Source organism: Burkholderia perseverans (assembly GCF_022870505.1).
Classification (GTDB): Bacteria; Pseudomonadota; Gammaproteobacteria; order Burkholderiales; family Burkholderiaceae; genus Burkholderia; species Burkholderia plantarii.
Map to the genome: position 1 here is coordinate 2,723,432 of NZ_CP045094.1, position 26,095 is coordinate 2,749,526.

Sequence of the window (26,095 nt, forward strand, 5' to 3'; positions counted from 1 at the left end):
AGCGTATCGGCCCGCCGCCCGTCCGACGAGGACGCGACAACAATGCCCCGAGTTTGTCTGGAGGAGTTTCATGGAAGGCTTCATCAACGACTGGCTGAATCTCGCGATTCGCTGGTTGCACGTCATCGCCGCGATCGCCTGGATCGGTGAATCGTTCTACTTCGTCGCCCTCGACAACAGCCTGACCCCGCCGAAGGACCCGAACCAGCGCCAGCGCGGCGTGTTCGGCGAGCTGTGGCACGTCCACGGCGGCGGCTTCTACAACATGCAGAAGTACACGGTCGCGCCGGCCGCCATGCCGGACGACCTGCACTGGTCGAAATGGCCGTCGTACACCACCTGGATGTCGGGCTTCGGGCTGTTCTTCGTGCTCTACCTGCTCGCGCCGAACACCTACCTGATCGATCGCAACGTGCTGGACATGGGGCCGGTGGTGGCGGTGTCGTCCGCGCTCGGCTTCCTGATGGCCGGCTGGATCGTCTACGACTGCGCGTGCCGCCTGCTCGGCAACCGCGACCGCCTGCTCGGCGTGTTCGTGGGCCTCTACGTGGTGCTCGCCGCCTACCTGGCCTGCCACGTCTTCTCGGGGCGCGCGGCCTACCTGATCGTCGGCGCGATGCTGGCGACCATCATGTCGGCCAACGTGTTCTTCGTGATCATCCCGGGCCAGCGCAAGATGGTCGACAAGATGCTCAAGGGCGAGACGCCGGATCCGATCTACGGCAAGCGCGGCAAGCAGCGTTCGGTCCACAACACCTATTTCACGCTGCCGGTGGTGTTCGCGATGCTGTCGAACCACTACGCGATGACGTACACCAACCGCTACAACTGGGTCGTGCTCGTGATCATCATGCTGGCCGGCGCGCTGATCCGCCAGTTCTTCGTGATGCGCCACCGCGGCCAGCAGCTCTGGTACCTGCCGCTCGGCGGCGTGGCGCTGATGCTGCTCGCGCTGGTCTGGACCGCGCCGCGCCCGGTGGCGTCGGAAGCGCAGGCGGCGAACCTGCCGAAGCTCGCGATCAAGGACATCCAGCCGGTGCTCGAGCAGCGCTGCGTGGCCTGCCACTCGGCCAAGCCGACGATGATGGGCAGCGCGCCGGCCGGCGTGATGTTCGACACGCCCGAGGAAATCGCGCAGAACGCGCAGCGCATCTACCAGCAGGCGGTGCAGCTGAAGGCGATGCCGATCGGCAACGTCACGCACATGACCGATGACGAGCGCATGAAAGTGGCCGCCTGGTTCGAGGCGGGCGCGGCGAAGTAGGCACGCGCTCGACCGGACATGACGAGACGGGCTCGCGATGGTGCGAGCCCGTCTCGTTTTCGCGGCGCCGGCATCGCGAGGCGGATGCGCCGCGAACAACGGGACCGGTGGAGAACCCGGCCCGGGCCTGCCCGGTGTCACCGGCTATTCACGCAGCGCCACCGGGCGCCACCCGCGATGGCCCGGTGCAACCACGCCGCATGCCGCCGCGACGCGCTTTCCCCCTCCCCGCATCGCGCCACGGCGGTGCGCACGCACCACGCCGACGCATCCGCGCGCCGCCGCGCCGATTCCGCACGCTCGCGCTAAAGCACGCACGCGCCGCTGCCGTTAGTCAGGGAGCGAGCGCACGCGGACCCCGCGGCGACGCTTCCGGACACGCCGGTTCCCGGTCGGGAACATGGCGTCAACCCTCGGTGTCATCCTGGCGCGTGCGATGCAACACAACCTGTTCTTTCGACTGCTCGGGCGCTTGCGGGTCGGCCGCAAGCTGCTGCTGATCTACCTGCTCGACCTGAGCGCGGTGGTCTACATCAGCAGCATCCTGATCCACGAGAAAACCATGTCGATCGATTTCTCGCAGAAGGAGATCGTCGGCAGCGCCTACCTGGCCACCGTGCGCGAGGCGCTCGTCGAAGTCGCCACGCTCGGCGCCGACGGACGCCTCGGCACGCACGAGGTCGCGCGCACCGAAACCGCGCTGTCCGCGGCCGAACAGCAGTACGGCGCGGAACTGCAAAGCGGCGAACTGAACGCGCGCGTGCGCGCCGCGCTCGAGGCGCTCGCCCATGCGCCGCAAGCCGACCGCGCCGGGGCCGTGCGCGACGCGTTCACGGCCTGCCGCGACCTGATCACGCGAGTCGGCAACCAGTCGAACCTGATCCTCGATCCCGATCTCGACAGCTACTACTCGATGTCGCTGTCGGTCCTGCGCTATCCCGCGCTGCTCGACGCGGTGGACGGCATCGGCCAGCGCCTGCACGAAGGCGCCGACAACCCCAGGCTCCGGCGCGAACTGAGCACGCGCTATCTCGTGCTCGAAGGCCAGCTCGACGCCGTCGCGCAGGGGCTGCGCTCCGATTTCGCCGAGGCCGGCGCGGCCAACGCCGGCGTGCAGCGCGTGCTGGCCGCGCCGGTCGGGCAGCTGCTCGCGTCGATCGAGACCTACCGCGACGCCGCGCGCCTGGCGGTGGCCGCCGGTGGCACCGACGCCGTCTCGCGCGCGGCCGCCGACGCGGCCCAGCAGGCGCTGGTGGCCCGCGCGGGCGACGCCTGGCGCGCCACCGGCGCCGAGCTCGACATGCTGCTGCGCTCGCGCGTGAGCGCGCTGTTCTCGCGCATGTGGCTGCATCTCGGCACCGCGCTGTTCCTGCTCTGCGGGATTCTCTCGATGGTCTACCTGGTGGCGCAGCAGATCTCGCGGCCGCTGCGCCAGCTCGCGCGCGTGATGGACACCGTGCGCCGCACCGGCGACCATCGCCAGCGCGCCGCGTGGCACAGCCAGGACGAGATCGGCCAGCTCGTCAACGGCTTCAACGAGATGCTCGCGCAGCTCGATCACGAGCGCGACGTGCAGAAGGAGCTCGCCGCCAGCGCGCGCGCCGCGCAGGCGCAGCACGCGCTGGTGGAGGCCACGCCGGTGCCGATGATGGTCACGGCCGTGCCCGGCCACGAGGTGCTGCACGCCAACCACCCGGCGCTCTACTGGCTCAACGGCTGCACCTCGGACCCGTGGGCCTCGGGGCTCGACTCGGCGGTGCGCGCGCGCTTCTTCCAGCAGCTCTCCGACCGCAATGCCGTCGACCAGTTCGAGGTGCGCTGGATGGCGAGCGAGGAACCGACCTGGGCCATGCTCTCGGCGCGCCGCCTCGAATTCCAGGGGCGCGACGCGGTGCTCACCGCGTTCACGCCGATCAACCAGATCAAGCTGATGGAGCAGCGCCTCGAACTGTGGGCGAAGGTGTTCGAGGCGTCGTCGGAGGCGATCCTGATCCTCGACGGCGAGCGCCGCCTGCTGACCGCGAACGCCTCGTTCTATCGCGCCACCGGCTATCGCGCCGAGCAGATCGGCGGCACGCTGCCCGAGTTCATCGTGGCGAGCGGCGGCGACCAGCCGCTGATGCCGCGGCTCACGGCGCTGGTGGACATCTCGAGCGTCTGGAACGGCGAAGCCGTGGTGCGCCGGCGCGCGGGCGGCGACTATCCGGCCTGGCTCATGATCAGCGCGGTGCGCGACAAGCACGGCGCGGTCTCGCACTACATCTGCACGCTGATCGACATCACCGACCGCAAGAAGAGCGAGGCGCGCATCCGCTTCCTCGCCGAGCACGACGTGCTCACCGAACTGCCGAACCGCGCGCTGTTCACCCGGCGGCTCGGCGCCGCGATCGAGCAGGCGCGGCAGGGCAACAGCCGGGTGGCGGTGCTGTTCATCGATCTCGATCGCTTCAAGGACATCAACGACACGTTCGGCCATCACGCCGGCGACGGGCTGCTGCGCTCGGTCTCGCAGCGGCTGCTGCAGTCGGTGCGCGCGGGCGACACCGTGAGCCGGCTCGGCGGCGACGAATTCACGGTCCTGCTCGGCGGCGCCGGCAGCGCGGCCGACGTGGCGCACCTGATCGAGGAACGGCTGCTGCCACCCATGCAGGAGCCACACCAGATCGGCGGCATGACGCTGCAGGTGGCGTGCAGCATCGGCATCGCGCTGTATCCGGAGGATGGCGAGGACATCGAGACGCTGATGCAGAACGCCGATGCCGCGATGTACCGCGCGAAATCGGGCGGCCGCAATCTCGTCAAGTTCTTCTCGCCCGAGATGGCCGAAAGCGCGCGCCACCGCCTCGAACTCGAAACCCATCTGCGCACCTCGGTGGAGCGCCGCGAGCTGTGGCTCGAATACCAGCCCTGCGTGCAGGCCGAGACGGGCCAGCTGCTGAGCGTGGAGGCGCTGCTGCGCTGGCAGCATCCGCATCTGGGCATGGTGCCGCCCTCGCAGTTCATCCCGATCGCCGAGGAAACGCGCCTCATCGTGCCGATCGGCGCCTGGGTGATCGACGAGGCCTGCCGCCAGATCGCGCGCTGGCGCGCCGCGGGCTTGCCCGAGATCCGCGTGTCGATCAATCTCTCGGTGGTGCAGCTGCGCGACGACGCGCAACTGGTCGACAAGCTGCGCGACAGCCTGATGACCCATGACGTCAAGCCGGACAGCCTCGAACTCGAAATCACCGAGACCGTGCTGATGGAGAGCGTCGATCACTATCTGGACACCGTCAACGAGATCCGCGCGCTCGGCGTGAAGCTCTCGCTCGACGATTTCGGCACCGGCTATTCCAGCCTCAGCTATCTGCACCGCTTCCCGCTCGACCGGCTCAAGATCGACCGCGCGTTCGTGAACGGCCGGCTCGAGGCGCTCGCCGATCTCGCCGTGATCCGCGCCATCGTCGAACTCGGCCACGAGCTGGGCCTGCGCGTGGTGGCCGAGGGCGTCGAGCAGGCGCACGAGGCGAACGCGCTCAAGCGCATCGGCTGCGACGAGTTGCAGGGCTTCTACTACGCCCGGCCGATGTCGAACGAGGCGCTCGAACAATGGCTCAAGACGCGTGCCGCGCCGCGCGTCAGCGAAGCGGTCTGAGCGGGCGATGCCGGGAACGGCAGCGGGAACGACGAACCTGAAAAAAACCCCGCGAACCGCGGTTCGCGAGGCCAGGGACGGGACGGCCGTGACGGGGACAATCAGGCCGTCGCGTGATGCAGGGCCGCGTCGGTGAGCCAGAGCGATTCGTCGAGCGTCGTCTCGTTCAGGTTCACGCCCTCGCCGCCGCGATCGACGACGATGAAATCGCTCGTTTCGCCGAGCGCGATCAGCGGATGATGCCAGACGCCCTTCGCGTAGTTCACGCCCTGCCAGCCGCGCGTGACGAACGCGCGAATCCTGGCGGGATCGAGCTCGCCGGCCGGCGCGACCACCACCAGATAGGGCCGCGTGTCGAGCGGCAGGAACGCCTGGCTGCCGAGCGGATGGCGTTCGAGCATCGTCACCTCGAACGGCAGCGCGCGCGGCTGGCCGCGAAACAGGTTGACGAGCGGCTGGCCGCCGCCGTCGGCGACGTCGATCCTGGCGAGATCGTGGAAGCGGATCGTGGTGCCGAGATTGATCGGGATCTGCTTCGCGCCGGCGGTCTCGATCACGTCGCCGAACGGCGCGAACGCGGCGCGCGTCAGCGCCTCGATGGCAAGCGTCTTCATTGCTCGAGCGTGCCCCAGATGCGCAGACGCGAGACGCCGCCGTCCGGGATGATGTTGAGCCGCACGTGCGTGACGGCGCCGAGCGCGGCCAGCTCCGCCTCGAAGTGATGCTGCTTGTCCATCTGCAGCTTCTGCTCGCCGAGCAGCTCGGGCCAGAACATCGCCTGCGTGACGAGCGAGCTGTCGGTGCCGCCGCGCACATAGGCGGCCTGGATCGAGCAGCGGTCCGGATAGTTGCCCTTGAAGTGCGCGGTGTCGACCTCGATCTTGCGGATCACGCCCGGCTGCGCGAGCGCGACGATCGCCCAGTCGTTGCCGGGCTCGCGGCGGCGCCGCGTCTCCCAGCCGTCGCCCATGTTCACGCCGCGGCCCGGCAGCAGGATCGTCGAGGCGAGGCCGAAGTGCTGGTTGTTGGCGGCCACCAGGTAGCCGCCGTTCTCCATCGCGGCCAGGTCGAACAGCTCGCCGCGGCCCGCGCCGCTCCAGTCGAGCTGCGGCTGGCCGTACACGCGCAGCCGCGCGATGCCGCCGTCCGGATAGAGGTTGAGGCGCAGGTGCGTGTACGGCGCGGCGTCGGCCACTTCGACGTAGTGATGGTGGTTGCCCTGCAGCGTCGTCGACGGCACGATCTCGACCCAGCGCGTGTCCTGGTTCGGCGCGCCCTCGGCCACATGGCAGGCCTCGACCGAGGCGGCCGGCGGGAAGTTGCCGGTGAAGTGGCTGGTGTCGAGGTCGAGTCCCTTGATCACGCCGGGCCGCGCGAGCTTGACCACGCACCAGTCGTAGCCGGTGGTGCGCTTGCGGCGCGTTTCCCAGCCGTCCATCCACTTGCCGTGATCGTCGTACTTGCCGGCGATGAACACGGCCGGCTTCGGATTCAGCATGCGCTCCTTCGGCGCGAAGAAGTCGTCGCTCGCCTCGAGCGCCTGCGCCCCGAGACGCGGATCGGCGAGATTCACATAGCGGCGCGTGAATTCGGGAGCGTTGGGATCGAGCAGCGGAATGGCCATGATGAGGTCCTTGTACTGGGTTCGTGAAAAGCGCCGCGCCCGCGTTCGCGCGGACACGGCGGGCGCCGCGACGGCGCCGAAGGCCGTCGCGCGCCGGAGGGAGGCGCCGCTCAGGCGCCGATCAGGTCGTCGAGCCGGAAGCGCGCGATCCGGTAGATCTGCGCCAGGCTCGCGCGCAGCTCCTCGTCGCGCGTGTTGGCCACGCGCGCCTCGAAGTTCGCGATGATGCCGTGCCGGTCGTAGCCGCGCACGGCGAGGATGAACGGGAAACCGAACTTCTCGCGATAGGCGAGATTGAGTTGCTGCAGCCGGTCGAACTCGGCCTGCGAGCACTGGTCGAGCCCGGCGCCGCTCTGCTCTCGCGTCGATTCGGCGGTCAGCTCGCCGCGCACGGCGGCCTTGCCGGCCAGCTCCGGGTGGGCGTTCACGAGCGCGAGCCGGCGCGCCTCGCCGGCCTGCTCGACGATCGCCGACATCGCCGCGTGCAGCGCGTCGATGCTGGCGTAGGGGCGCCCGGCCGCGGCCGCCTCGGCGACCCACGGCGAATGCTCGAAGATGCCCGACAGCGCGGCGACGAATGCCTCGTTCGCCATGTCGTTCAGTTCTGCCAACGTGTAGTGCATCGCCTTCATGCCGCCCCTTCGCCTTGGTGATTGGTGGAATACGGATGGTGCTCGCGCCAGTGGCGCGCGATGTCGACGCGGCGCGTGATCCACACGCGGTCGTGCCGCTCGAGGTGATCGAGAAAGCGTTGCAGCGCGCGGAACCGCCCCGGCCGGCCGAGCAGCCGGCAGTGCATGCCGATCGACAGCATCTTCGGCGCCTCGTCGCCCTCTTCGTAGAGCACGTCGAACGCGTCGCGCAGGTACTGGAAGAAGTGATCGGCGGTGTTGAAGCCTTGCGGCGTCGCGAACCGCATGTCGTTGGTGTCGAGCGTGTACGGCACGATCAGTTGCGGCACGTTCGCGCCGCCCGTGACGGCGACGTCCATCCAGAACGGCAGGTCGTCGCCGTAGTAGTCGGCGTCGTACAGGAAGCCGCCGTGTTCGGCCACCAGGCGGTGCGTGTTCGGGCTGTCGCGGCCCGTGTACCAGCCGAGCGGACGCACGCCCGTGACACGTTCGATCGCCTCCATGCCGAGCCGCATGTGCTCGGCCTCGCGCTCGGGCGTGGCGTCCTGATAGTGGATCCAGCGCCAGCCGTGGCAGGCGATCTCGTGACCCAGCTCGACGAACGCGCGCGCGAGCTCGGGATGCCGCTCGATCGCCATGCCGACGCCGAACACCGTGAGCGGCAGCGCGCGCTTCTCGAACTCGCGCAGGATCCGCCAGACGCCCGCGCGCGAGCCGTATTCGTAGATCGACTCCATGCTCATGTGGCGCGCCGGATAGGCCGCCGCGCCGACGATCTCGGACAGGAACTGCTCGGAGGCCGGGTCGCCATGCAGCACGCAGGTCTCGCCGCCTTCCTCGTAATTGAGCACGAACTGCACGGCGACGCGCGCGCGGCCCGGCCAGTTCGCCTGCACCGGATGCCGGCCGTAGCCGATCAGGTCGCGCGGATAGTGGGAATCGTGGGACATGGTTGGATGCGAAGAGGGACCCGTATCAATGGGGCTCGCATCGGCGTCGTCAGCGGCGGCGGTGAGGCCGGCGGCGCGCCGGGTGGCGCCGATGCGAGGGTTGGGCCAGTGTAGCGAAAAGGGTTCGGGGCGCCCATACAGCGGGGCCGATAGTGCGTGTCACACCGGGTGTATATGCACCGGCGGCGAGGCCGGTCCGGCGGCGGCGCCGGTGGCGATTTGCGCGGTCGTTTGCGCGGCCGCTTCCGCCATCGGCTCTGTCCCCGCCGCGCCGCCCGGCAGGCCGTCGGCGCCGGGGCCGAAGCGCGCGAGTTCGCCGTCGTAGCGCTTCGCGAGCGGTCGCGCGTAGTCGCCGCGCTTGGCCGTGGCGAGCCGCAGCGCGACCAGCGCCTCCACCCACTTGACGGCCGCGGTCACGCCCTCCACCACCGGTGCGCCGATGGTCTGCTCGATCTCGCGCGCGAACTCGACCATCCCCGCGCAGCCGAGCACGATCGCCTCGGCGCCGTCCTCGTCGAGCGCGCGGCGGCATTCGTCGACGATCCGGCCTCGCGCCGGCGAGCCGGGCCGGTCGAGTTCCAGCACCGGCACGTCGGTGGCGCGCACGTTGCGGCAGAAGCGGCGCATGCCGTAGCGCTCGGCCAGCTCCCAGGCCATGCCGCGCGTGCGCGCGAGCGTCGTCACCACCGAGAAGCCGGGCGCGAGCACGCTCGCCGCGTGCATCGCGGCCTCGGCGATGCCGACCACCGGGCCGCGCGCGAGCTCGCGCGCCGCGTAGAGGCCCGGGTCGCCGAAGCAGGCGATCACGTAGCCGTCGAAGCCGTCGCGCTCGCCGGCGGCGATCTCGGCGAGCAGCCCCGGCACGGCGAGCGCGTCGTCGTAATGGCTCTCGATCGAGGGCGGCCCCGATGGCGGGCTCGCCGCCACCACCGCGGTCCCCGCGTTCGCCACCCCGCGCGCGCAGCGCCCCATCGCGTCGGTCATGCGCTGCGTGGTGTTCGGGTTGATCAGCTTGATCTTCATGGTCTCGTCCTCGTTCAGGGCCGCGCCACGATCCGGTAGAACAGGCCGCCCAGCAGCGCGCCGACGAACCACGAGAAGTTCGCGAGGCCGGCGAGCGCCGGCACCATCACGCAGGCCACGGCCAGCGCGGCGGCCGGCAGCAGCGCCAGCACCGCGCGCCGGTTCACGCCGCCGCGATACCAGTAGGCGCCCGTCTCCGACAGCGTGTAGAGGTCGTCGCGCAGCAGCCGGCCGCGCTTGACCAGATAGAAATCGACGATCAGCACGCCGTACAGCGGCCCGATGAAACTGCCGAGTACGTCGAGCGTGTCGTGGATCACCGCCGGGTTGTTGAACAGGTTCCAGGGCGTGATGAACACCGAGGCGACCGCGGCCAGCATGCCGCCCGCGCGCCAGCTGATGCGCTGCGGCGCGACGTTCGAGAAGTCGAAGGCCGGCGACACGAAGTTCGCGACGATGTTGATGCCGATGGTGGCGACCGTGAAGGTCAGCGCGCCGAGGATCACGGCGGTCGGGTGATCGATGCGCGCGACGGTGGCGACCGGATCGGTCAGCAGCTCGCCGAACACCGGCAGCGTGGCGGCCGTGGTGACCACGGTGACCAGCGAAAAGGCCAGGAAATTGACCGGCAGGCCCCAGAAATTGCCGCGCCGCACGGCGCGGAAGCTGCCGCAATAGCGCGAGAAATCGCCGAAATTGAGCATCGGCCCGGAGAAGTACGAGACCACCAGCGCGATCGCCGTGAGCATCACCGGGATCACCGCGGCGCCGTGGTAGCGCACGCCGCCCAGGTTGATGCCGATGTTGCGCCAGCCGGCGCGCCAGACCATGTAGCCGGCCAGCACGAACATCACCACGTAGACGGCCGGCCCCGCGAAGTCGATGAACTTCTTGATGGTCTCCATGCCGTTCCAGAACACCAGCGCCTGCAGCACCCAGAGCAGCATGAAGCCGGCCCAGCCGAGCGCGGACAGCCCGAGCAGGCCGTGCTGATGGACGTCCGCGTAGGGCATCCACTGCGGCACGAACTTCAGCACCACCACCACCAGCGCGCTCGAGGCGAGATAGGTCTGGATCCCGTACCAGGCCACCGCGATCAGCCCGCGGATCACGGCCGGCACGTTCGCGCCGAGCACGCCGAAGGTGGCGCGGCAGGCCACCGGATACGGCACGCCGAGCTGCTGGCTCGGCCGGGCGATCAGGTTGCAGAGCAGGTTGACGATGCCGATCCCGACCAGCAGCGACACCAGCACCTGCCAGCTCGTCAGGCCGAGCGCGAACAGGCTGCCCGCGAACACGTAGCCGCCCACGCTGTGGACGTCCGACATCCAGAACGCGAAGATGTTGTAGGCGCCCCAGCCCTGCCGCGCGAGCGGCGCGAGATCGGCGTTGTAGAGCCGCTCGCTGTAGCCGCCCGGCGCACCGGGGCCGCCGGCGCCGGGATCCGCGCGGTTCGTCGGGTCCGGATGATAGGGAGGACTTTCCGGCGCAATGCTGAACTGAGCCATGACATCTCCTTGCCTGCCGCGGACGGGCCGCGCGATCGTCGTTGAAATCGCGGCCCGCCTCGTGTCGGGCCGCGCCAGCGTGCGGCAACGCGAGGCTGCCGCCAGCATCCGGTCAATCCGTCCGTTCGGCGCGGGCGCGACGCGCGGGACGTCAGCCCGTGCCGCCGAACACGTCGCGCAGGTCGACCGCGCCCGGTGCGGGGCGGTCCAGCATTCTCAGTTCCACCAGTTGCAGGTGATGTGCCATCCGTTGCGCGGCCTCGCGCGCGTCGCCGGCCTCCAGCGCCTGCGCGATCCGCGCATGCTCGTCGAACGAGCAGGAACCGCGGCCATGCGATTCGTAGAGCGAGGACATCAGCGTCGAGCGCGCGACCAGCCCGTTCAGGCAATCGCAGAGCACGGTGTTGCCGGTCAGCGCCGCGAGCGCGGTGTGGAACTCGCCCGACAGGCGCACGCAGGCCGCGAAATCGCGCCGCTCGAACGCGCCGCGCTCGCGCTCGATGATCGCCGTCACGCCGCGCAGGCGCTTCGCGCCCGGCCCCGCCGCGAGACGCTCGACCACCGCCTGCTCGATGATGCGGCGCATCTCGAACACCTCGTGGACGTCCTGCAGCGTCGGGCTCGCCACGAACGCGCCGCGGTTCGGCTCCAGGTCGACGAGCCGGTCGGTCGCGAGCAGCGCGAGCGCCTGCCGGATCGTGCCGCGCTTCACGCCGAACACGTCGCAGAGCTGCGCTTCGGTCAGCTTCGCGCCCGGCGCGAGCCGGTGCTCGAGGATCGCCGCGCGGATGCGCTCGGCGATCGCCTCCGGCGCGCTCACGGGTGCCGCGGTTTCCTTCTTCGTCATGTTTGCCATCTCGTTATGTTCAGCATCCTAGGATGGACATAAATATTGTCAACAATTTATCTGGCCCAGCTTGCACCGTATCCAGGCATGGCTTGGCCCCGATCGAGTGCGAACGCGTGCCAACTGGATGCAGCGGCGACACTACCGCTGACTGTGCAAGCGTTTCCGATGAAAACATGCGCTCTTTTTGTCAACAAAACTGGCGCCGGATTGGTGCAAACGACAGCTGACGGTGCCAGTCGAGGTAGCCCGTTAGTTGCTTATTCGGACGCAAAAAAAGGCGGTCGCCCGCCTCGTTTCGTGCGTGCCGGCCGACAGTCAGCCGGCCAGTACCGGATAGTCCGACAACGTCAGGCGGAAGCCGTGTTCGTTCGCGACGAGCCGCGCCTGCCCGCCCACCGGCAGCGTCAGCATGTCCGGCACATGGCCGAACTGCAGGCCCGTGATGATCGGGATGCCGATCACCTCGCGCATCTGGTCGATCACGGACTGCATGTCGTAGCCGTTGTCGTAGTCGAACGCGCGCGCGCCGGTGAACTGGCCCAGCACCAGCGCCTGCTGGCGCGCCAGGATGCCGGCGAAATGCAGCGTGTAGATCATCCGCTCGATCCGGAACGGCTGCTCGTTGACGTCCTCGATGAACAGGATGCCTCCCTCGATCTGCGGCAGGTACGGCGTGCCGACCAGCGACGCGAGGATCGCGAGGTTGCCGCCCCAGAGCGTGCCCGCCACATCCGCCGACTGCTGCTGCGGCACCTCGGCCACGATCGTCGTGGACGGCTGCGTCAGCGTCGACCAGAACTGCGCCATGGTGAATTCGCTCGGCGTTTCGGCGCCAAAATCGGCCGACAGCATCGGGCCGCCGAACGTCTTCACGCGCGACTTCGCGAGCAGCGCGAGCTGGATCGCCGTGAAATCGCTGTGGCCGCACAGCGCGATCGGCTGGTCGCGCAGGCGGCTTTCGAGCCCGCGGTAGTCGAGCCCGTGCAGGATGCGCGCGGCGCCGTAGCCGCCGCGCACCGCGAGTCCGATGTCGGGCAGCGGCTGCGACGGATCGGCGAGATGGTTGAGGTCGGCCGCGCGCTCGCCGTCGGTGCCGGCGAACCGCAGGTAGCGCCGCTCCACCGCGATCAGGTTCTGCAGCACGTGCTGCGCGTTGCTGAGGCGTTCGAGCGCGCGCTGCACGGCGAGCGGATCATGCGGGTAGCCGGACGGCGCCAGCAGGCGGATCGTGCGTGGCAGGGAGGAAGGATTCGTCATCGGCTCGCGGAGGGAAAAGGGGTCAGCCCGGCTGGGATTGCCCGATTAGAGCCGCGCCGCCGCGACTGGTTCAGTCGGCGCCGGGCGCGGGCGCATCGGGCAGATCGGGCGCGGCAACGGCCGGCCCGGCGCCGTCGCACGGGCCGGCGGACGCGGCCCGCGCGGCCGCGGCGGCTTGCGCGCGGCGCGCCTCGCGCGAGGCGCGGCGGCGTTCGGCAAAGAACGCGCGCAGCGTGTCGCCGCATTCGTCGGCCAGCACGCCGCCCGTCACGCTCGTGTGATGGTTCAGCTGCGGATTCGCGAACGCGTCGACCACGCTGCCGCAGGCGCCCGTCTTCGGATCGGCCGCGCCGTACACCACGCGCGCGATCCGCGCATGCATGATCGCACCGGAGCACATCAGGCACGGTTCGAGCGTGACGTAGAGTTCGCAGCCGGGCAGCCGGTAGTTGCCGAGCGTTCGCGCGGCCGCGCGCAGGGCGGCCATTTCGGCATGCGCGGACGGGTCGTGGCCGCTGATGGGATGGTTGAAGCCGCGCGCGATCACCTCGTCGCCGCGCACCAGCACGGCGCCCACCGGCACCTCGCCGGCGGCCCGCGCCTCGTCGGCCGCGGCCAGCGCGAGCCGCATGAAGCGGCGGTCGCGTTCGGCGGCCGGATCAGGCGGCGGCGCCGCGCAGGCGGTGGGATCGGGCGTGGCGGACGGGAGCAGCGAATCGACGGATTCGGCGTTCATGCGACCCCCGCTTCACCGGCACCGTCGTCGAGCACGCGCTCGGACAGGCGTTCGGCAATGCGGCGGCAGTATTCGCGGGGCACGACGAGCGGGCCGCCACGCAGGGATTCGAGGGCCATGTCGAGCGCAAGCATCTTCGCCTGCAGACGGCAACGGGTGGCGCGATCGCTGACCGCGCGCATTTCATCCTGCAGATTGCGCAGCGCCCGCAGTTGCTCGACCGCGGGCGGCACGAAGCCCGCGTTCTTCAGGATCCGGTTCGCCATCCGCACCTCGGCCGGGACGAGCAGGTCGTCGTCCAGTTCCATCGGTGCGCCGGCTCCCGGCAAGTCGTCGAACTCGCCACGCGCCGCAGCAGCGGCGATGCGTTGTTCGACCAGGGCATCAAGCAGTCTCATTCGGACAAGTCAGGGGCAATACGTCCTAGCGATTCTAACAGGGGATCGGGCAAGTGCCAGCCCTGTCGAGCAAATGCTCGACTCAGGTCATGGTGCGTGGCCGAAAGCCGCTATGCTAGTTCGGGAAGCGCGGACGCGCGTGCCGATGTCCGCGTCGGCGGCGCTTTTCAAGGGAGCGATGACAGTGAGGCAAACGATCAAACGACGCGTTTTCCTGCTGGCGTGCGTCGCGCTAACGCTTGCGCTTGGCGGTTGCGGCGTGTTCTGCAACGGTGCCGGCACCCATGGCTGGGTCGGCGGCGCCTGCGGCACCACGGTGCATTTCTGATCCGGTCGGCCGGCCGCGAATGAGGTTGCGTGTCAAATTGACGCACAACCTCGCCGCATGGCGCCCGGATTCATGAGGCCCGGCTGCATGGGGCCCGCTTCAAGGCGCCCAGTGCGGCAGGTGGTGGCCCGGCCGCGCTCGTTGTCGCGCGCGGGACGCACCGGTTCATCGCTCAGGCGAACCGCCGCCCCGCGGCTCCCCGCGACAGGCAGGAGCGCGCGACGCGGCGGCCGGCGATCAACGCAGGCCCAGGTAGTCGAGCTTGCCGAGCGGCACGCCGTTGTGGCGCAGGATGCCGTAGGCCGTCGTCACGTGGAAATAGAAGTTCGGCAGCACGAATTCCGTCAGGTAGACCCGGCCCTCGAATTCGCGCGGGCCGCTGCGCAGCGGCAGCGTGACCGTCCGCGTCGCGCCGTCGGCGAACTGCTCGGCGCCGATCGATTCCGCGAACGCAATCGTCTTCGCGACGCGCGCCTGCAGGTCGGCGAAGGTCTTCTCGGTGTCTTCGAACGACGGGACCGCGACGCCGGCCAGCCGCGCCACGCAACCCTTGGCCGCGTCGCTCGCCAGTTGCACCTGGCCCGTGAGCGGCAGCATGTCGTCGAACAGGCGCGCCGTGGTCAGCGTGTCGGGATCGATGCCTTTCTCGCGCGCATGGGTCTCGCCGATCTCGAGGATCTTCGACAGATTGCGCAGGCCGCGGACCAGCACGGGGATCGAAACGTCATAGAAGGAAACAGACATGAGGGCTCCTTGGGATGGGAAGAATCCGCCGGCTTCGCGGCGTTCGGCCGACAGCATAATGGGATTCGGCGAACGCCGCTGAGGCGCCCGCATCGATGCGAATAGAGAAGGAATCAGCGAGCCGGCACGCTGAACGGCGCAACAATGAAGCATCGTGATCGGCGCCCGGCGCGGCGCGTCCGGCAGGCCCGCGGTGCGCTCAGCGGTGCGTCAGCAGGCCCAGCGCAAGCAGGCTCTCGGCGCTCGCGAGCACGGCCTCCTCGGCCGGACGCGGCGTCCAGCCCAGCTGCCGGCGCGCCTTCCCGGCGCTCGCGTGCCGCACGATGCCGAGCTGCGGCGCCATCGCGCGCAGCGCGGGAGAGACGCGGCCGAGTCCGCGCACGACCGCATCGGGCATCGGCAGGCGCGGCACCCGGCGCGCCGCGGCGCCGAGCCGGCGGCGCAGCAGCCGCGCCAGCTCGCGCAGCGACAACGCCGGGCCCGCCGTCGCGATGAAGCGTTCGCCGTTCGCGCGCGGATCGCTCATCGCGCGCAGATGCAGGTCCGCCACGTCGCGCACGTCGACCACGCCGAAGGCGAGCCGCGGCACGGCCGGCAGCGCGCCGTCCAGCAGCGCCTTCACGAGCCCGATCGAACTCGCATAATCCGGCCCCAGCACCGGCCCGAAAATCCCGACCGGATTCACGACGGCCAGTTCGAGACCGCCCCCCTGCTCTTCGATGAACGCCCACGCGGCGCGCTCGGCCAGCGTCTTCGAACGGACATAGGCATCCACGCCGGCGCCGGCCGGATCGGTCCAGTCGGCCTCGGTAAACGGCGCGTCGCGCGATGCGGGTGCGCCATGGCCGTAGCCGATCGCCGCGAACGACGAGGTCGCGACCACGCGCCTGACGCCCGCGTCGCGGGCCGCGCGCAACACCCGCAGCGTGCCCTCGCGGGCCGGCACGATCAGTTCGTCGTCGTGCCGGGGCACGCCGCCGGGAAACGGCGAGGCGACATGCAGCACGTAATCGCAACCGCGCACGGCCTCGGCCCAGCCCGGGTCGCGCAGCAGATCGGCAATGCGAAACTCGAGCTCCGCATCGGCATGCACGCCACCGCGTTCGAGCATCGCCCAGACCTCACGCCGGCGATCAGGATGCCGAATCGTCGTCCTGACCGCATGCCCCGCCTGCAGCAATTGAATGATCACGTGGCTGCCCACGAAACCCGATCCACCCGTCACCAGCACCCGGCTCATCTCGCTCCCCGTCATTTCATGCCGCGCCGCCCGGCACCCCGCCCGCGGCCTGCTAGCATGCATTTTCGACGTCCGGCGGATTTCGACAAGCAGGATCATTCAACCTACCGAGTATGCAAAAAGATACCCATGGCGAGACCGACACGAGCGCTCACCCCGACGCCTGTCCCGACACCTGCGTTCCCGAACCGCGGGCGATCGCACGCTTCCACGCGGCGATCGATGCCGTGGCCGGCAAGTGGAAGATCGAGATCCTTTGCGTGCTGCTGGACGGCACGCTGCGCTTCGGCGACTTGCGCCGCGCGCTGCCGGGCGTCACGCAGCACACGCTGACGGCACAGCTGCGCGACCTGGAAGCGAACGGGCTGCTGACGCGCACCGTGCATGCGCAGGTACCGCCGCGCGTCGAATACGAACTGACGGCGGCCTCGCTCGCGCTGCTGCCGATGTTCCGCGCGCTGCACGACTGGGCCGACCGCCACGGCGAGGCCCTGCTCGCGCGGCGCGCCCGGCCGAAGCCGCCGCGCAGGAACGCGGCCGCGGCCAGGCGCGCGCCGGACACCGCGGGTACGCGCCGGCCCGACTGAGCGGCCGGGACAGCGGCAGCGGGCTTCGACGCCCGCCGCCCCGGCGCATCCCGCCCGCTCCCCGCCGTCACGGTTCGTTCCCCTGCAAACGGGCCACGATGCCCGCGGGCGCGTCCGGCGCGATCATCAGATCCTGCGCGGCCAGCGTTTCCTCGATGGCGCCGCGCATTCGCGCCAGCATCGCGGTCTCGTAAGCCGAGATGGCCGCATCGAGCGTGTCGAAGCGGCCCGCGCTCAGGCAGTGCGCGAGTTCCAGCGCGTCGAGCATCGCGAGATTCACGCCGCGGCCCGTAAACGGCGGCATGATGTGCGCCGCGTCGCCGAGCAGCGTCACGCCGGCGGCCGGCATCCAGCATTGCCGCGCCGGCACGTGATGGAGCGGCCACGGTTCGAAGCCGGGCTCGGCCCGTGCCAGCAGCTCGGTCAGCGCGGCGGACCAGCCGGCGAAGCGATCGAGCAGGGCCGACCGTGCGCGTTCGGCGTCGTTCCAGTCGAAGCCGCATCGCGCATGCCAGCCTTCCGCCACGCGCAGCACCGCATACACGCGAATCAACGCGTTGCCGTTGCGCTGCGCCATCAGCGCGCGATCGTCGCCAAGCGCCATCAGGCTGCCCGGCCCCACCCGCGCCGCGATTTCGGGGTGCCGCCGATCGACGTCCGACAGCCACGCCTGCACGAAGGTGACGCCGCTGTAGACCGGCATCACGGCGGTACGCAACGGCCGCACCCGCGACCCGCCACCGTCGCAGCCGAACAGCAGGTCGGCGCCCACCGCCTCGCGGCGCCGCGCGAACGCGAGCCGCCAGCCGCCCGCCGGGTCCGGGCTCGCCTGTTCGAGCCGTGCGTCCCAGACCACGGTGCCCGGCGCCAGTGAATCGAGCAGCAATTCCCGCAGCGCGCCGCGATCGATTTCCGGCCGTGTCCGCGTCTCGTGATCGGCGCGCAGTTCGGCCCGCTCGATGCCGTGCCGGTCAACGATCCGCGACAGCTGCCCCTCGAATCGCGCCTGCGCCCGAAAGCGCTCGATCAGGCCGGCCCGCCGCAGCGCGAGCTGGCCGGAATCCTCGTGCAGGTCGAGCGAGCCGCCCTGCCCGCGCGCCGCGCGCGAGGCGTCGCGTTCGTAGACGGTCACGTCCGCCCCCTGCATCTGCAACAGCCGTGCGAGCGTGAGCCCGGCCGGGCCGCCGCCGACGATCGCAATGCGCCGGTGCCGCAGTAGCGCCGGGACGGCGGGACCGGTCGGCGCGCCAGCCGGCTGGCAGGTCGTTTCAGACATGCGCCATGCCTCCGTCGACGGTCAGGTCGGCGCCCGTCGTGAAGCTCGCGGCCGGCGACAGCAGGAAGCGCACCGCCTCGGCGACCTCGTCGGCCCGCCCCCAGCGTCCCATCGGCACCAGCGTCTCGACGTGACGGCGCACCGCGGCATCGGCGGTGGCCGCCGCGGTCAGCGGCGTCTCGATCGGCCCCGGCGACACGACGTTGACGCGGATGCGCCGCGCCATCAGCGCCGGCGCGGTGCCGAGCGTGCGCGCGTAGGCGCGGATGAAACCCTTGCTGCCGGCGTACAGCGCGTCGCCCGGCTGCCCGCGGCGCCCCGCGACGGATCCCACGAACACGACCGACGCGCCGTCGGCGAGCCGCGGCAGCGCATGGACGAAGGTGAACACGGCGCCCTTCACGTTCACGTCCATCAGCGCGTCGTAGCCGGCCACGTCGGGCGAGTCGATCTCGCCGCCGTCGGAGCGGCCGGCATTGACGACGAGACCGTGCAGCCGGCCGTGGCGCGTCTCGATATCGGCCATCAGCGCGGCGATCGCAGCGGGACGCGTCACGTCGAGCGGGCGGCATTCGCCGCGGCCGCCCAGCGCCTCGGCGAGCCGCGCCAGCCGCGCCGCGTCCCGCCCGGTCGCGATCACGCGGGCGCCTGCCGTGGCCAGCCGCAGCGCGACGGCGCGGCCAATGCCGCTGGACGCGCCGGTCACGAGCATGAGCCGGTTCGAAAAATCGGCGGGAAAGTCTGGTGTCATGGTCGAACCCGTGTTATCAACAAGTGTTGATATCCTGGAGGGCCCGACACAAAATGTCAACGAGTGTTGATAAAAAATCACGCGCCCCGCGTTTGAGCGCCGCACAGAGTCGCGAGCGGATTGCCGCCGCGGCGCGGCTCGCGTTCACGCGGGCCGGCTACGACACGATCGGCGTGCGCGAGATCGCGGCGGAAGCCGGCATCGATGCGGCAATGGTGCCGCGGCTGTTCGGTTCGAAGGAATTGCTGTTCACGCAGATCGCGGCCGACGCGTTCGCGCTCGAGCCGGTGTTCGAGGGGCCGTCGGACGGCCTCGGCGAACGCGTCGCGCGCTATCTGCTCGGGCCGATCGAGCCGGCCGAGCCCGACAGCTTCGACGCGTTCGCGTTCCTGCTGCGCTCGGTCGGCAGCCCGGTGGCCGCGCCGATCCTGGCGGCCGCGCTGCACGCGGACTTCATCGAGGCGCTGGCCGCGCGGCTGGACGGCCCGGCCGCCGCGGCGCGCGCGGCGATGATCACCGCCTACGTGCTCGGCTTCGCGGTGCTGCGGGCCGCGCTCGGCTCGCCCGCGCTCGACGCGGCCGAGCCGGCGTGGATCGTCGGGAAGCTCGGCGCGGCGATCCAGGCCTGCGTGGACGTGTGACGGCTGTCCGTGCGGCCCGCGTCCGTCGGACGCGTCACGCCGCTGTTCCGGTTGCGGCGCGCACGAGCCGCGCCGCCGTGTGGACGATCACCTCGCGCTCGTGCGCGTCGAGATGCGCGAGAATCCGCCCACGAATCGCCCACGAATCGCCCGCGCATGCACCGGGCGCGCCGCCGCGATCCGCTCGCGCCCGTGCGCGCTGATCACCGCCACGCCGCGCGTGGCGAGAGACTTGCCCGCGCTCGGCGCCGGCTCGGCCGGCCGCGTGCGGGCCGTCCATCCCGCCATCTCCATCTCGCTATGTCGCCGCTCACCGCGTCGGCCAATGCACGCCCGTCAGCGCTTCGCACTCGGTCCACAGCCGCGCGGCCACCGCCTCGTCGCGCGCGGCCTCGCCGACCTTCGCGGGCCCCACCGGCCCGACCAGCTCGAAGCGCCGCTGCGGCCCGTAATAGCCGCCCGGCCGCGCCTCGGGCGACACCGCGGCGAACAGCGTCGGCAGCGCGCCCTCGGCCGCCGATTGCGACATCAGCGGCGTGAGCATCCGCATCACGGCCTCGCCGATCACGCCGCGCCGCGACCCGCCCAGATTCGGGCCGGCGCTCTGCAGGCCGGTGCGCGCGAAGCCCGGATGCGCGGCGGTCACGCGCAGGCCCCAGCCGAGCGCGTCGCTGCGGCGCTGCAGCTCGAACCCGAACATCAGGATCGCCAGCTTCGACTGCGCGTAGGCGCGCCACGGATGGTAGCGGCGCGTCCACTGCAGGTCGTCGAAATGGATCGCCGCGAGCAGGCGGTGCGCGCCGCTGCTGACGATCGTCACGCGCGGCGCCGGCGCGCGGCGCAGCGCCGGCAGCAACAGTCCGGTCAGCGCGAAATGGGACAGATGGTTCGTGCCGAACTGCAGCTCGAAGCCGTCCTCCGTCTCGTGCCGCACGGGCGGCGTCATCACGCCGGCGTTGTCGATCAGCAGATCGATGCGCGGGTAGCGCGCCGTCAACTCGGCGGCGAACCGCCGCACCGAGGCCAGGCTCGCCAGATCGACCTGCGCGTAGTCGACCGCCGCCTGCGGATGCGCGGCGCGGATCGCCCGCAGCGCGGCGGCGCCCTTCGCGTCGTTGCGGCCCGCCAGCACCACGTGCGCGCCCGCGCCGGCCAGCGCGAGCGCGGCTTCGTAGCCGATGCCGCCCGTCGCGCCCGTCACCACGGCGAGCTGCCCGCGCTGGTCGGGCATGTCCCGCACGCCCCAGCTCACTGAAGCCCCTTCAGCGCGTCGAGCCCTGCCGGCAGCTTCGCGTCGGGGAATTGCGTCGACAGCGTGGTCGAGCGCCAGCGCGCCGCTTCGTCGGCACGCTGCGCCTCGGCCTGCTCGCAGACGTAGAGCGCGTCGCCGCCGAGCAGCAGGCGCTTCGGCACGTCGTCGCGCCGCGACAGCTCGACGATCAGCGCCGCGATCCGCGCCGGATCGCTCACTTCGTGGCCGCCGTAGGTGTTCAGCAATTCGAGGATGCGCCCGACCGACGGTTCGTACTCGGGCAGCATCGCGTCGACGCCCTGCCTCGCCTGCGCGGCCCAGTCGGTACGCATGCCGCCCGGTTCGAGCGTGCAGACGCGCACGCCGAACGGCGCGACCTCCATGCCGACCACGTCGCTGAAGCCGCCCACTGCCCACTTCGCCGCCTGGTACGCCGACAGCCCCGCCGTGGCGGTGCGCCCGCCGACCGACGAGACCTGGAAGATATGCCCCGCGCGCTGCCCGCGCATGACCGGCAACGCGGCGCGCGTCAGGTTGATCACACCGAACAGGTTGGTCTCGATCTGGGCGCGGAACGCGTCGGGTGCGGTCTGCTCGAACGGCGCGGTATGGCCGTAGCCGGCGTTGTTGACGAGCACGTCGAGCCGGCCGAACGCCTCGCGCGCGACCGCCACCGCCCGCGCGGCCGCCGCTTCGTCGGTCACGTCGAGCTCGACCGCGCGCAGCCGCTCACCATGGCTTGCCGCCAGGTCCGCGAGCCGCGCCGGATCGCGCGCGCCCGCCACCAGGCTGTCCCCCGCTTCCAGCACCGCCTGCGCGATCGCGCGCCCGAGGCCGCGCGCGGCCCCCGTTACCAGCCAGACTTTCGACATCGTTTGCTCCTTTCATGAAATGAATGATTGCTCACTCATTAATATGCGCGAGGCAGGAAGGGATGGACTTCCCATCTCGCGCCCGTCATGGCGATGATCGGCCGGCACGGCAAGTTCACGCCACTGCCCGCCTTTCACCGCCTTGCCACCCGGTCGCTAGGGCGTTCAATGCGCCTGCAACGCCGCCCAGATCGACCGAAACCCCGCTTCGCGATACTGCGCCTCCAGCTCAGGCGTGTTCGCGATGAAATCCATGGTCGCTTCCGCCATCGACGAGAACAGCGCGCCGCAGAACGTCAGCGCCTGATCCGTGTCGAGCCCGCTCGTACCCGACAGGCGTTCGCGGAACACGTCGCGGATCGCGCCGAAGCCGGCCGAACCGGCCGCGCGGCTCGCCGGCTCGATGCGGCCGCCGACGTCGAGCTGGCGCATCGCGCTGCGTCCGTCCGGATTCGACACGCCCCACGACACGTAAGCGTTCCAGGCATGGCGCGCGCGCTGCTCGGCGCTGGCCTGATGGGGGAAGCCGGTCATCAGCGCGGCGCGCAGCCCGTCCTTCAGATGCAGGTAGAGCGCGTTCAGCAGCGCGTCCTTCGTTTCGAAATAGGTGAACACGGTGCCTTCGGCCACCCCCGCGAGCCGCGCGATGCGGGCCGTGGTGGCGGCCGCGCCGTGCTGCGCGAGCGCCGCGGCGGCCGCGTCGAGAATCGCTTCGTGCTTGTCGGAACTGCGGGGACGTGCCAAGACCGGCGCCCTGTTAAATGAGTAAGTGCTCAATCATATTCGAGAACGGATCGCCCGCACAAGCGAAAAATACGAAGCCGACGCAGATCGCCCCGATGGGGGCAGCCCGCGTCGGCGGTGACAACGGTGCAGCGTGTCGGATCGCAGCCGGCAAGTACCCGCCGCAATCAGTCGGCGGCCAGGCAGTCGTGATGGGTACGCAGCGCGCGGCGCGCGTAATAGTCGAACGCGACGGCGTGGCGCTTCGGCGTCGAGATCCAGTCGTGCGCCTCGGTGGCGAGCGCCTCGGGGATCGGGCGGATCGTGCCGGCCGCCATCGCCGCGAGCTGCATGCGCGCGGCGCGCTCCATCAGCAGCGCGAGCGAGCAGGCTTCCTCGACGGTCTTGCCGGTCACCAGCATGCCGTGATGCGCGAGCAGCACCGCGCGCTTGCTGCCGAGCGCGGCCGAGATGATCTCGCCCTCCTCGTTGCCGACCGGCACGCCGGGCCATTTTTCGAGGAACGCGCAGTCGTCGTAGAGCGGACAGGTGTCCATGTGCGAGACCGCCAGCGGCACCTCCAGCATCGACAGCGCCGAGACGTGCAGCGGATGCGTGTGGATGATGCAGTTCACGTCGGGACGCGCGCGGTAGACCCAGGTGTGGAAGCGGTTCGCCGGATTCGGCATGCCGCGGCCGTCCACCGTCTTCAAGTCCTGGTCGACCACCAGCAGGTTCGTCTCGGTGATCTCGTCGAAGCCATGGCCGAACGGCTGGGTGTAGTAGGTGTCCGGGTCCTCGGCGCGCGCCGTGATCTGGCCGGCGAGGCCCGAATCGTGGCCGCCGTCGAATAGAATGCGGCACGTCAGGGCCAGCTTCTGGCGCGTCGTCCAGTGGCGCACCGACAGCGTGGTGTCCAGTTGCGCCTGCGAACGGGCAACCAGCTCGGACTTCGACAGACTCAGCGTTTCGGCCATTTCGGCATCTCCAGGTGGGGCGGCGGATGTCGAGTCGACCGACATCGCGATCATGAGTACACGTCGGGTAGTATATGACACGATGTGTCATTTCACGATAAATCAATGAAGGGGGAAGCCTTGGGGGCGATTCGTCTGAAGCTGCTGAGAAAACAGCTCGGCTTGAGCCTGCAGGACCTGGCCGAGCGCGCGGGCCTGACGAAAAGCTATCTGTCGAAGGTCGAGCGCGGCCTCAGCACGCCGTCGGTGGCGGTCGCGATGCAGCTCGCGCAGGCGCTGCACGTCGAGGTCGGGCAGCTGTTCTCGGCCGACGGCGACGAGAAGGCGATCACCATCGTGCGGGCCGGCGAGCGGCTGCGCATGGGCAGCGGGCCCGACGACGCGCAGGGCGGCTACGAGGTGATCGCGGCCGAGGCCGGGCGCAAGCGGCTGCTGCCGTTCATGATCCGTCCGGCGCACGATTTCGCCTCGTCCGAATTCAAGGAACATGCGGGCGAGGAGTTCCTGTTCGTCCACAGCGGCAGGATCGAGATCGATTTCGCGTCGCAGAAGGTCACGCTCGCGACCGGCGACGCGGTCTACTTCAACGCGCAGGTACCGCACCGGATCCGCTCGCTCGGCGCGAAGACGGCGCAGGTGCTGCTCGTGATCAGCGGCGACGAACCGGCCGCCGGCGCGGCGGCGTCCTGAGCGCGAGCATGCCGCGCGCGGCGGCGGGAGGCACCGCGCCGCGCCGCGCGCGCTTGGGCAAATTTCTATCGAGTTCATCATTCGCATTCCTGATCGACCGGATCGCGCGCGTGAAGCCGGGCGGCGGGACACCGCCTCGCGTCCGCGCCGCCGTCATCGCCGTGGCATGTCATGCCGCCGTGCTTTCACGCGGCGCGCCGGCATCACATCGCGGCACTGCATCATGGCGCCCGGAGCCGGCACGCCCGGCCGGCACCAGCCTCGGCACCGGCATCGCCAAAACTCCCCGGCCGGCGTCGATCCGGCGTCGCCCTCGCCCGCCGCCCGACGCCGCGCCATGTTTAGTCGCGATCCGCGCAACACGCCGCGCGCCGGCCGTTCGCGGGCGCGCCGCCCCCTTCCCGGCGCGCGAAAGCGAAGCCGGACCGCACGAAGTCATGCAAAACCGTGCAAACTAGGACTTTCCGCCGCACTGCGGCATGCTACACCGCCTTCCGTTCAACGCTCATCGATCTTGACCCGCGAACCACCCATGACGAACCAGCCCAACCCGACCGCATCCGAACAGCCCGTCGACATGATCATCTTCGGCGGCGGCGGCGACCTCGCCGCCCGCAAGCTGCTGCCCGCGCTCTACATGGCGCACCTGCACCGCAACCTGCCGCCCGAGACGCGCATCATCGCGGTCGGCCGCCGCGACTGGGGCATCGACGGCTACCGCAAGTTCATGGAGGAACAGTCGCGCCCGTTCATCGATGCGAAGGCGTTCGACGCGCAGGCCTGGGACCGCTTCCTCGACCTGTTCCAGTACACGCTGATCGACGTCAACGAGCCGGCCGACTACCGGCGCCTCGCCGAGGCGTCGCGCCGCGAGGCGATCCGCGTGTTCTACCTGTCCACCTCGCCCGAGCTGTTCACGACGATCTGCGACAACCTCTCGTCGGCCGATCTCGTCGACGCGCATTCGCGCGTGGTGCTGGAAAAGCCGCTCGGCCACGACCTGGCCTCGGCGCAGGCGATCAACAACGCGGTCGGCAAGCACTTCGCCGAATCGCAGATCTACCGGATCGACCATTACCTCGGCAAGGAAACGGTGCAGAACCTGATGGTGCTGCGCTTCGGCAACCCGATCTTCGGGCCGCTGTGGCAGGCGCCGTACATCCGCAGCGTGCAGATCACGGTAGCCGAGACGGTTGGCGTGGGCAGCCGCGCGGGCTTCTACGATCACACCGGCGCGCTGCGCGACATGGTGCAGAACCACCTGCTGCAGCTGCTCTGCATCGTCGCGATGGAGCCGCCCGTCTCGCTCGACCCCGACGCGGTGCGCGACGAGAAACTGAAGGTGCTGCGCTCGCTGCGGCCGATGACGCCCGCCGACATCGCGCGCGACACGGTGCGCGGCCAGTACTCGGCCGGCGCCGTGGACGGCCAGCCCGTGAAGGGCTACCTGGAAGAGGACAACGTGCCGGCCGACAGCCGCGCGGAGACCTTCGTCGCGCTGCGCGCGCACATCAACAACTGGCGCTGGGCCAACGTGCCGTTCTTCCTGCGCACCGGCAAGCGGCTGCAGAAGCGCCAGTCGGAGATCGTCATCGAGTTCGCCGACCTGCCGTTCTCGATCATCCCGAACGGCCCGCGCCACTACAGCAACCGGCTCGTGATCCAGCTGCAGCCCGAGGAATCGATCCAGCTGCAGATGCTCGCGAAGGAACCCGGCAGCGGCATGAACATGGTGCCCGTGAGCCTCAACCTCGACCTGCAGCAGGCGATCCCCGAGCGGCGCGCCGAAGCCTACGAACGGCTGCTGATCGACGTGATCCGCGGCCGCCTCACGCACTTCATGCGCCGCGACGAGCTGGAAGCGGCCTGGACCTGGATCGAGCCGATCCTCGACGGCTGGCACCAGCCCGGCGACCGGCCGCGCCTCTACACGGCGGGCACCTTCGGGCCGGCCGCGTCGTCGGCGCTGCTCGCACGCGACAACATGGCCTGGGCCGAGGAAGCATAAGCCACGCCCCGCACGGCGGCGGGCCGGCGCCGGCCGCCGTCGCCCGCGACGCGGGGTTCGTCGTCCCGCCGCGTCGCAGCACTTCCCGTCGCGGGCGGCGCGCGGCCATCATCGCCGCGCCGCCCGCCGC

General features: G+C 70.3%; 26 protein-coding genes. 7 read left to right on the forward strand and 19 right to left on the reverse strand.

From position 1 onward, the window contains the following. Positions 1–70: 70 nt before the first annotated feature. Together BpN12_RS26605 and BpN12_RS26610 are read left to right on the forward strand one after the other, a co-directional pair. Positions 71–1,264, forward strand: coding sequence for a urate hydroxylase PuuD (locus BpN12_RS26605; protein WP_246795191.1), 1,194 nt, complete (start codon positions 71–73; stop codon positions 1,262–1,264). A 436-nt stretch (positions 1,265–1,700) separates the two neighbouring features. Next, positions 1,701–4,898, forward strand: coding sequence for an EAL domain-containing protein (locus BpN12_RS26610; RefSeq protein ID WP_246795192.1), 3,198 nt, complete (start codon positions 1,701–1,703; stop codon positions 4,896–4,898). 101 nt (positions 4,899–4,999) lie between these two features. Here BpN12_RS26610 and BpN12_RS26615 read toward each other — a convergent pair whose 3' ends face one another. The 10 genes from BpN12_RS26615 to BpN12_RS26660 form a co-directional block, all read right to left on the reverse strand. Beyond that, a complete protein-coding gene (locus tag BpN12_RS26615; protein ID WP_246795193.1) occupies positions 5,000–5,512 on the reverse strand; it encodes an ureidoglycolate lyase in 513 nt (170 codons plus the stop codon). Next, on the reverse strand, positions 5,509–6,522 hold the full coding sequence (alc, locus tag BpN12_RS26620) for an allantoicase (RefSeq protein ID WP_246795194.1): 1,014 nt from the start codon (positions 6,520–6,522) through the stop codon (positions 5,509–5,511). The genes BpN12_RS26615 and alc overlap by 4 nt, the downstream gene beginning before the upstream one ends. A 110-nt stretch (positions 6,523–6,632) precedes the next feature. Next, positions 6,633–7,154 carry a 2-oxo-4-hydroxy-4-carboxy-5-ureidoimidazoline decarboxylase gene (gene uraD / locus BpN12_RS26625; protein ID WP_246795195.1) on the reverse strand — a complete coding sequence of 174 codons (522 nt, stop codon included), beginning with the start codon at positions 7,152–7,154 and terminating at the stop codon, positions 6,633–6,635. Beyond that, positions 7,151–8,104 carry an allantoinase PuuE gene (gene puuE / locus BpN12_RS26630; RefSeq protein WP_246795196.1) on the reverse strand — a complete coding sequence of 318 codons (954 nt, stop codon included), beginning with the start codon at positions 8,102–8,104 and terminating at the stop codon, positions 7,151–7,153. Before puuE ends, uraD begins: the two co-directional genes overlap by 4 nt. Before the next feature lie 159 nt (positions 8,105–8,263). Further along, a complete protein-coding gene (locus BpN12_RS26635) occupies positions 8,264–9,127 on the reverse strand; it encodes an aspartate/glutamate racemase family protein (RefSeq protein WP_246795197.1) in 864 nt (287 codons plus the stop codon). 14 nt (positions 9,128–9,141) lie between these two features. After that, complete coding sequence (locus BpN12_RS26640; protein ID WP_246795198.1) at positions 9,142–10,635, reverse strand: NCS1 family nucleobase:cation symporter-1; 1,494 nt, start codon at positions 10,633–10,635, stop codon at positions 9,142–9,144. Positions 10,636–10,786: 151 nt separating this feature from the next. Next, positions 10,787–11,482 carry a GntR family transcriptional regulator gene (locus BpN12_RS26645; protein WP_246795199.1) on the reverse strand — a complete coding sequence of 232 codons (696 nt, stop codon included), beginning with the start codon at positions 11,480–11,482 and terminating at the stop codon, positions 10,787–10,789. Between the two features lie 318 nt (positions 11,483–11,800). After that, a complete protein-coding gene (gene ldcA / locus BpN12_RS26650) occupies positions 11,801–12,742 on the reverse strand; it encodes a muramoyltetrapeptide carboxypeptidase (RefSeq protein WP_246795200.1) in 942 nt (313 codons plus the stop codon). A 70-nt stretch (positions 12,743–12,812) separates the two neighbouring features. Next, complete coding sequence (tadA, locus tag BpN12_RS26655; protein WP_246798020.1) at positions 12,813–13,373, reverse strand: tRNA adenosine(34) deaminase TadA; 561 nt, start codon at positions 13,371–13,373, stop codon at positions 12,813–12,815. Between the two features lie 101 nt (positions 13,374–13,474). Further along, on the reverse strand, positions 13,475–13,876 hold the full coding sequence (locus BpN12_RS26660; RefSeq protein ID WP_198251831.1) for a DnaJ family domain-containing protein: 402 nt from the start codon (positions 13,874–13,876) through the stop codon (positions 13,475–13,477). Between the two features lie 112 nt (positions 13,877–13,988). Here BpN12_RS26660 and BpN12_RS26665 point away from each other — a divergent pair, with 112 nt between their 5' ends. Beyond that, positions 13,989–14,204, forward strand: coding sequence for a hypothetical protein (locus tag BpN12_RS26665; protein WP_246795201.1), 216 nt, complete (start codon positions 13,989–13,991; stop codon positions 14,202–14,204). Between the two features lie 237 nt (positions 14,205–14,441). Here BpN12_RS26665 and BpN12_RS26670 read toward each other — a convergent pair whose 3' ends face one another. Continuing rightward, positions 14,442–14,948 (reverse strand): DUF1993 domain-containing protein, encoded by a 507-nt coding sequence (locus BpN12_RS26670; protein ID WP_246795202.1) that lies wholly within the window; start codon positions 14,946–14,948, stop codon positions 14,442–14,444. 199 nt (positions 14,949–15,147) lie between these two features. Beyond that, the gene (locus BpN12_RS26675; protein WP_246795203.1) at positions 15,148–16,203 is read right to left on the reverse strand and encodes an SDR family oxidoreductase; all 1,056 of its coding nucleotides are present in this window, start codon (positions 16,201–16,203) and stop codon (positions 15,148–15,150) included. 98 nt (positions 16,204–16,301) lie between these two features. On the opposite strand from BpN12_RS26675, the gene BpN12_RS26680 reads away from it, so the two are divergent. Then, entirely contained in the window at positions 16,302–16,775 is a 474-nt protein-coding gene (locus tag BpN12_RS26680) for a winged helix-turn-helix transcriptional regulator (protein ID WP_246795204.1), read from the forward strand. 67 nt (positions 16,776–16,842) lie between these two features. Here BpN12_RS26680 and BpN12_RS26685 read toward each other — a convergent pair whose 3' ends face one another. Next, positions 16,843–18,051, reverse strand: coding sequence for an FAD-dependent oxidoreductase (locus tag BpN12_RS26685; protein WP_246795205.1), 1,209 nt, complete (start codon positions 18,049–18,051; stop codon positions 16,843–16,845). After that, a complete protein-coding gene (locus BpN12_RS26690) occupies positions 18,044–18,802 on the reverse strand; it encodes an SDR family NAD(P)-dependent oxidoreductase (RefSeq protein WP_246795206.1) in 759 nt (252 codons plus the stop codon). Before BpN12_RS26690 ends, BpN12_RS26685 begins: the two co-directional genes overlap by 8 nt. A gap of 92 nt (positions 18,803–18,894) precedes the next feature. Between BpN12_RS26690 and BpN12_RS26695 the strand changes: the two genes are divergently transcribed. Then, positions 18,895–19,443 carry a TetR/AcrR family transcriptional regulator gene (locus BpN12_RS26695; RefSeq protein ID WP_246795207.1) on the forward strand — a complete coding sequence of 183 codons (549 nt, stop codon included), beginning with the start codon at positions 18,895–18,897 and terminating at the stop codon, positions 19,441–19,443. Positions 19,444–19,477: 34 nt separating this feature from the next. Here BpN12_RS26695 and BpN12_RS26700 read toward each other — a convergent pair whose 3' ends face one another. The 5 genes from BpN12_RS26700 to BpN12_RS26720 form a co-directional block, all read right to left on the reverse strand. Beyond that, positions 19,478–19,723 carry a hypothetical protein gene (locus BpN12_RS26700; RefSeq protein WP_246795208.1) on the reverse strand — a complete coding sequence of 82 codons (246 nt, stop codon included), beginning with the start codon at positions 19,721–19,723 and terminating at the stop codon, positions 19,478–19,480. Positions 19,724–19,753: 30 nt separating this feature from the next. Continuing rightward, positions 19,754–20,674, reverse strand: coding sequence for an oxidoreductase (locus BpN12_RS26705; protein WP_246795209.1), 921 nt, complete (start codon positions 20,672–20,674; stop codon positions 19,754–19,756). A 17-nt stretch (positions 20,675–20,691) separates the two neighbouring features. Continuing rightward, entirely contained in the window at positions 20,692–21,567 is an 876-nt protein-coding gene (locus BpN12_RS26710) for an SDR family NAD(P)-dependent oxidoreductase (protein WP_246795210.1), read from the reverse strand. 165 nt (positions 21,568–21,732) lie between these two features. Continuing rightward, complete coding sequence (locus BpN12_RS26715; RefSeq protein ID WP_246795211.1) at positions 21,733–22,311, reverse strand: TetR/AcrR family transcriptional regulator; 579 nt, start codon at positions 22,309–22,311, stop codon at positions 21,733–21,735. A 167-nt stretch (positions 22,312–22,478) separates the two neighbouring features. Continuing rightward, positions 22,479–23,267: an aldolase gene (locus tag BpN12_RS26720; protein ID WP_246795212.1), complete on the reverse strand. Its 789-nt coding sequence runs from the start codon at positions 23,265–23,267 to the stop codon at positions 22,479–22,481. 105 nt (positions 23,268–23,372) lie between these two features. Here BpN12_RS26720 and BpN12_RS26725 point away from each other — a divergent pair, with 105 nt between their 5' ends. Next, on the forward strand, positions 23,373–23,957 hold the full coding sequence (locus BpN12_RS26725; protein WP_246795213.1) for a helix-turn-helix domain-containing protein: 585 nt from the start codon (positions 23,373–23,375) through the stop codon (positions 23,955–23,957). 532 nt (positions 23,958–24,489) lie between these two features. Further along, complete coding sequence (gene zwf, locus BpN12_RS26730; RefSeq protein WP_246795214.1) at positions 24,490–25,965, forward strand: glucose-6-phosphate dehydrogenase; 1,476 nt, start codon at positions 24,490–24,492, stop codon at positions 25,963–25,965. Positions 25,966–26,095 lie beyond the last annotated feature (130 nt).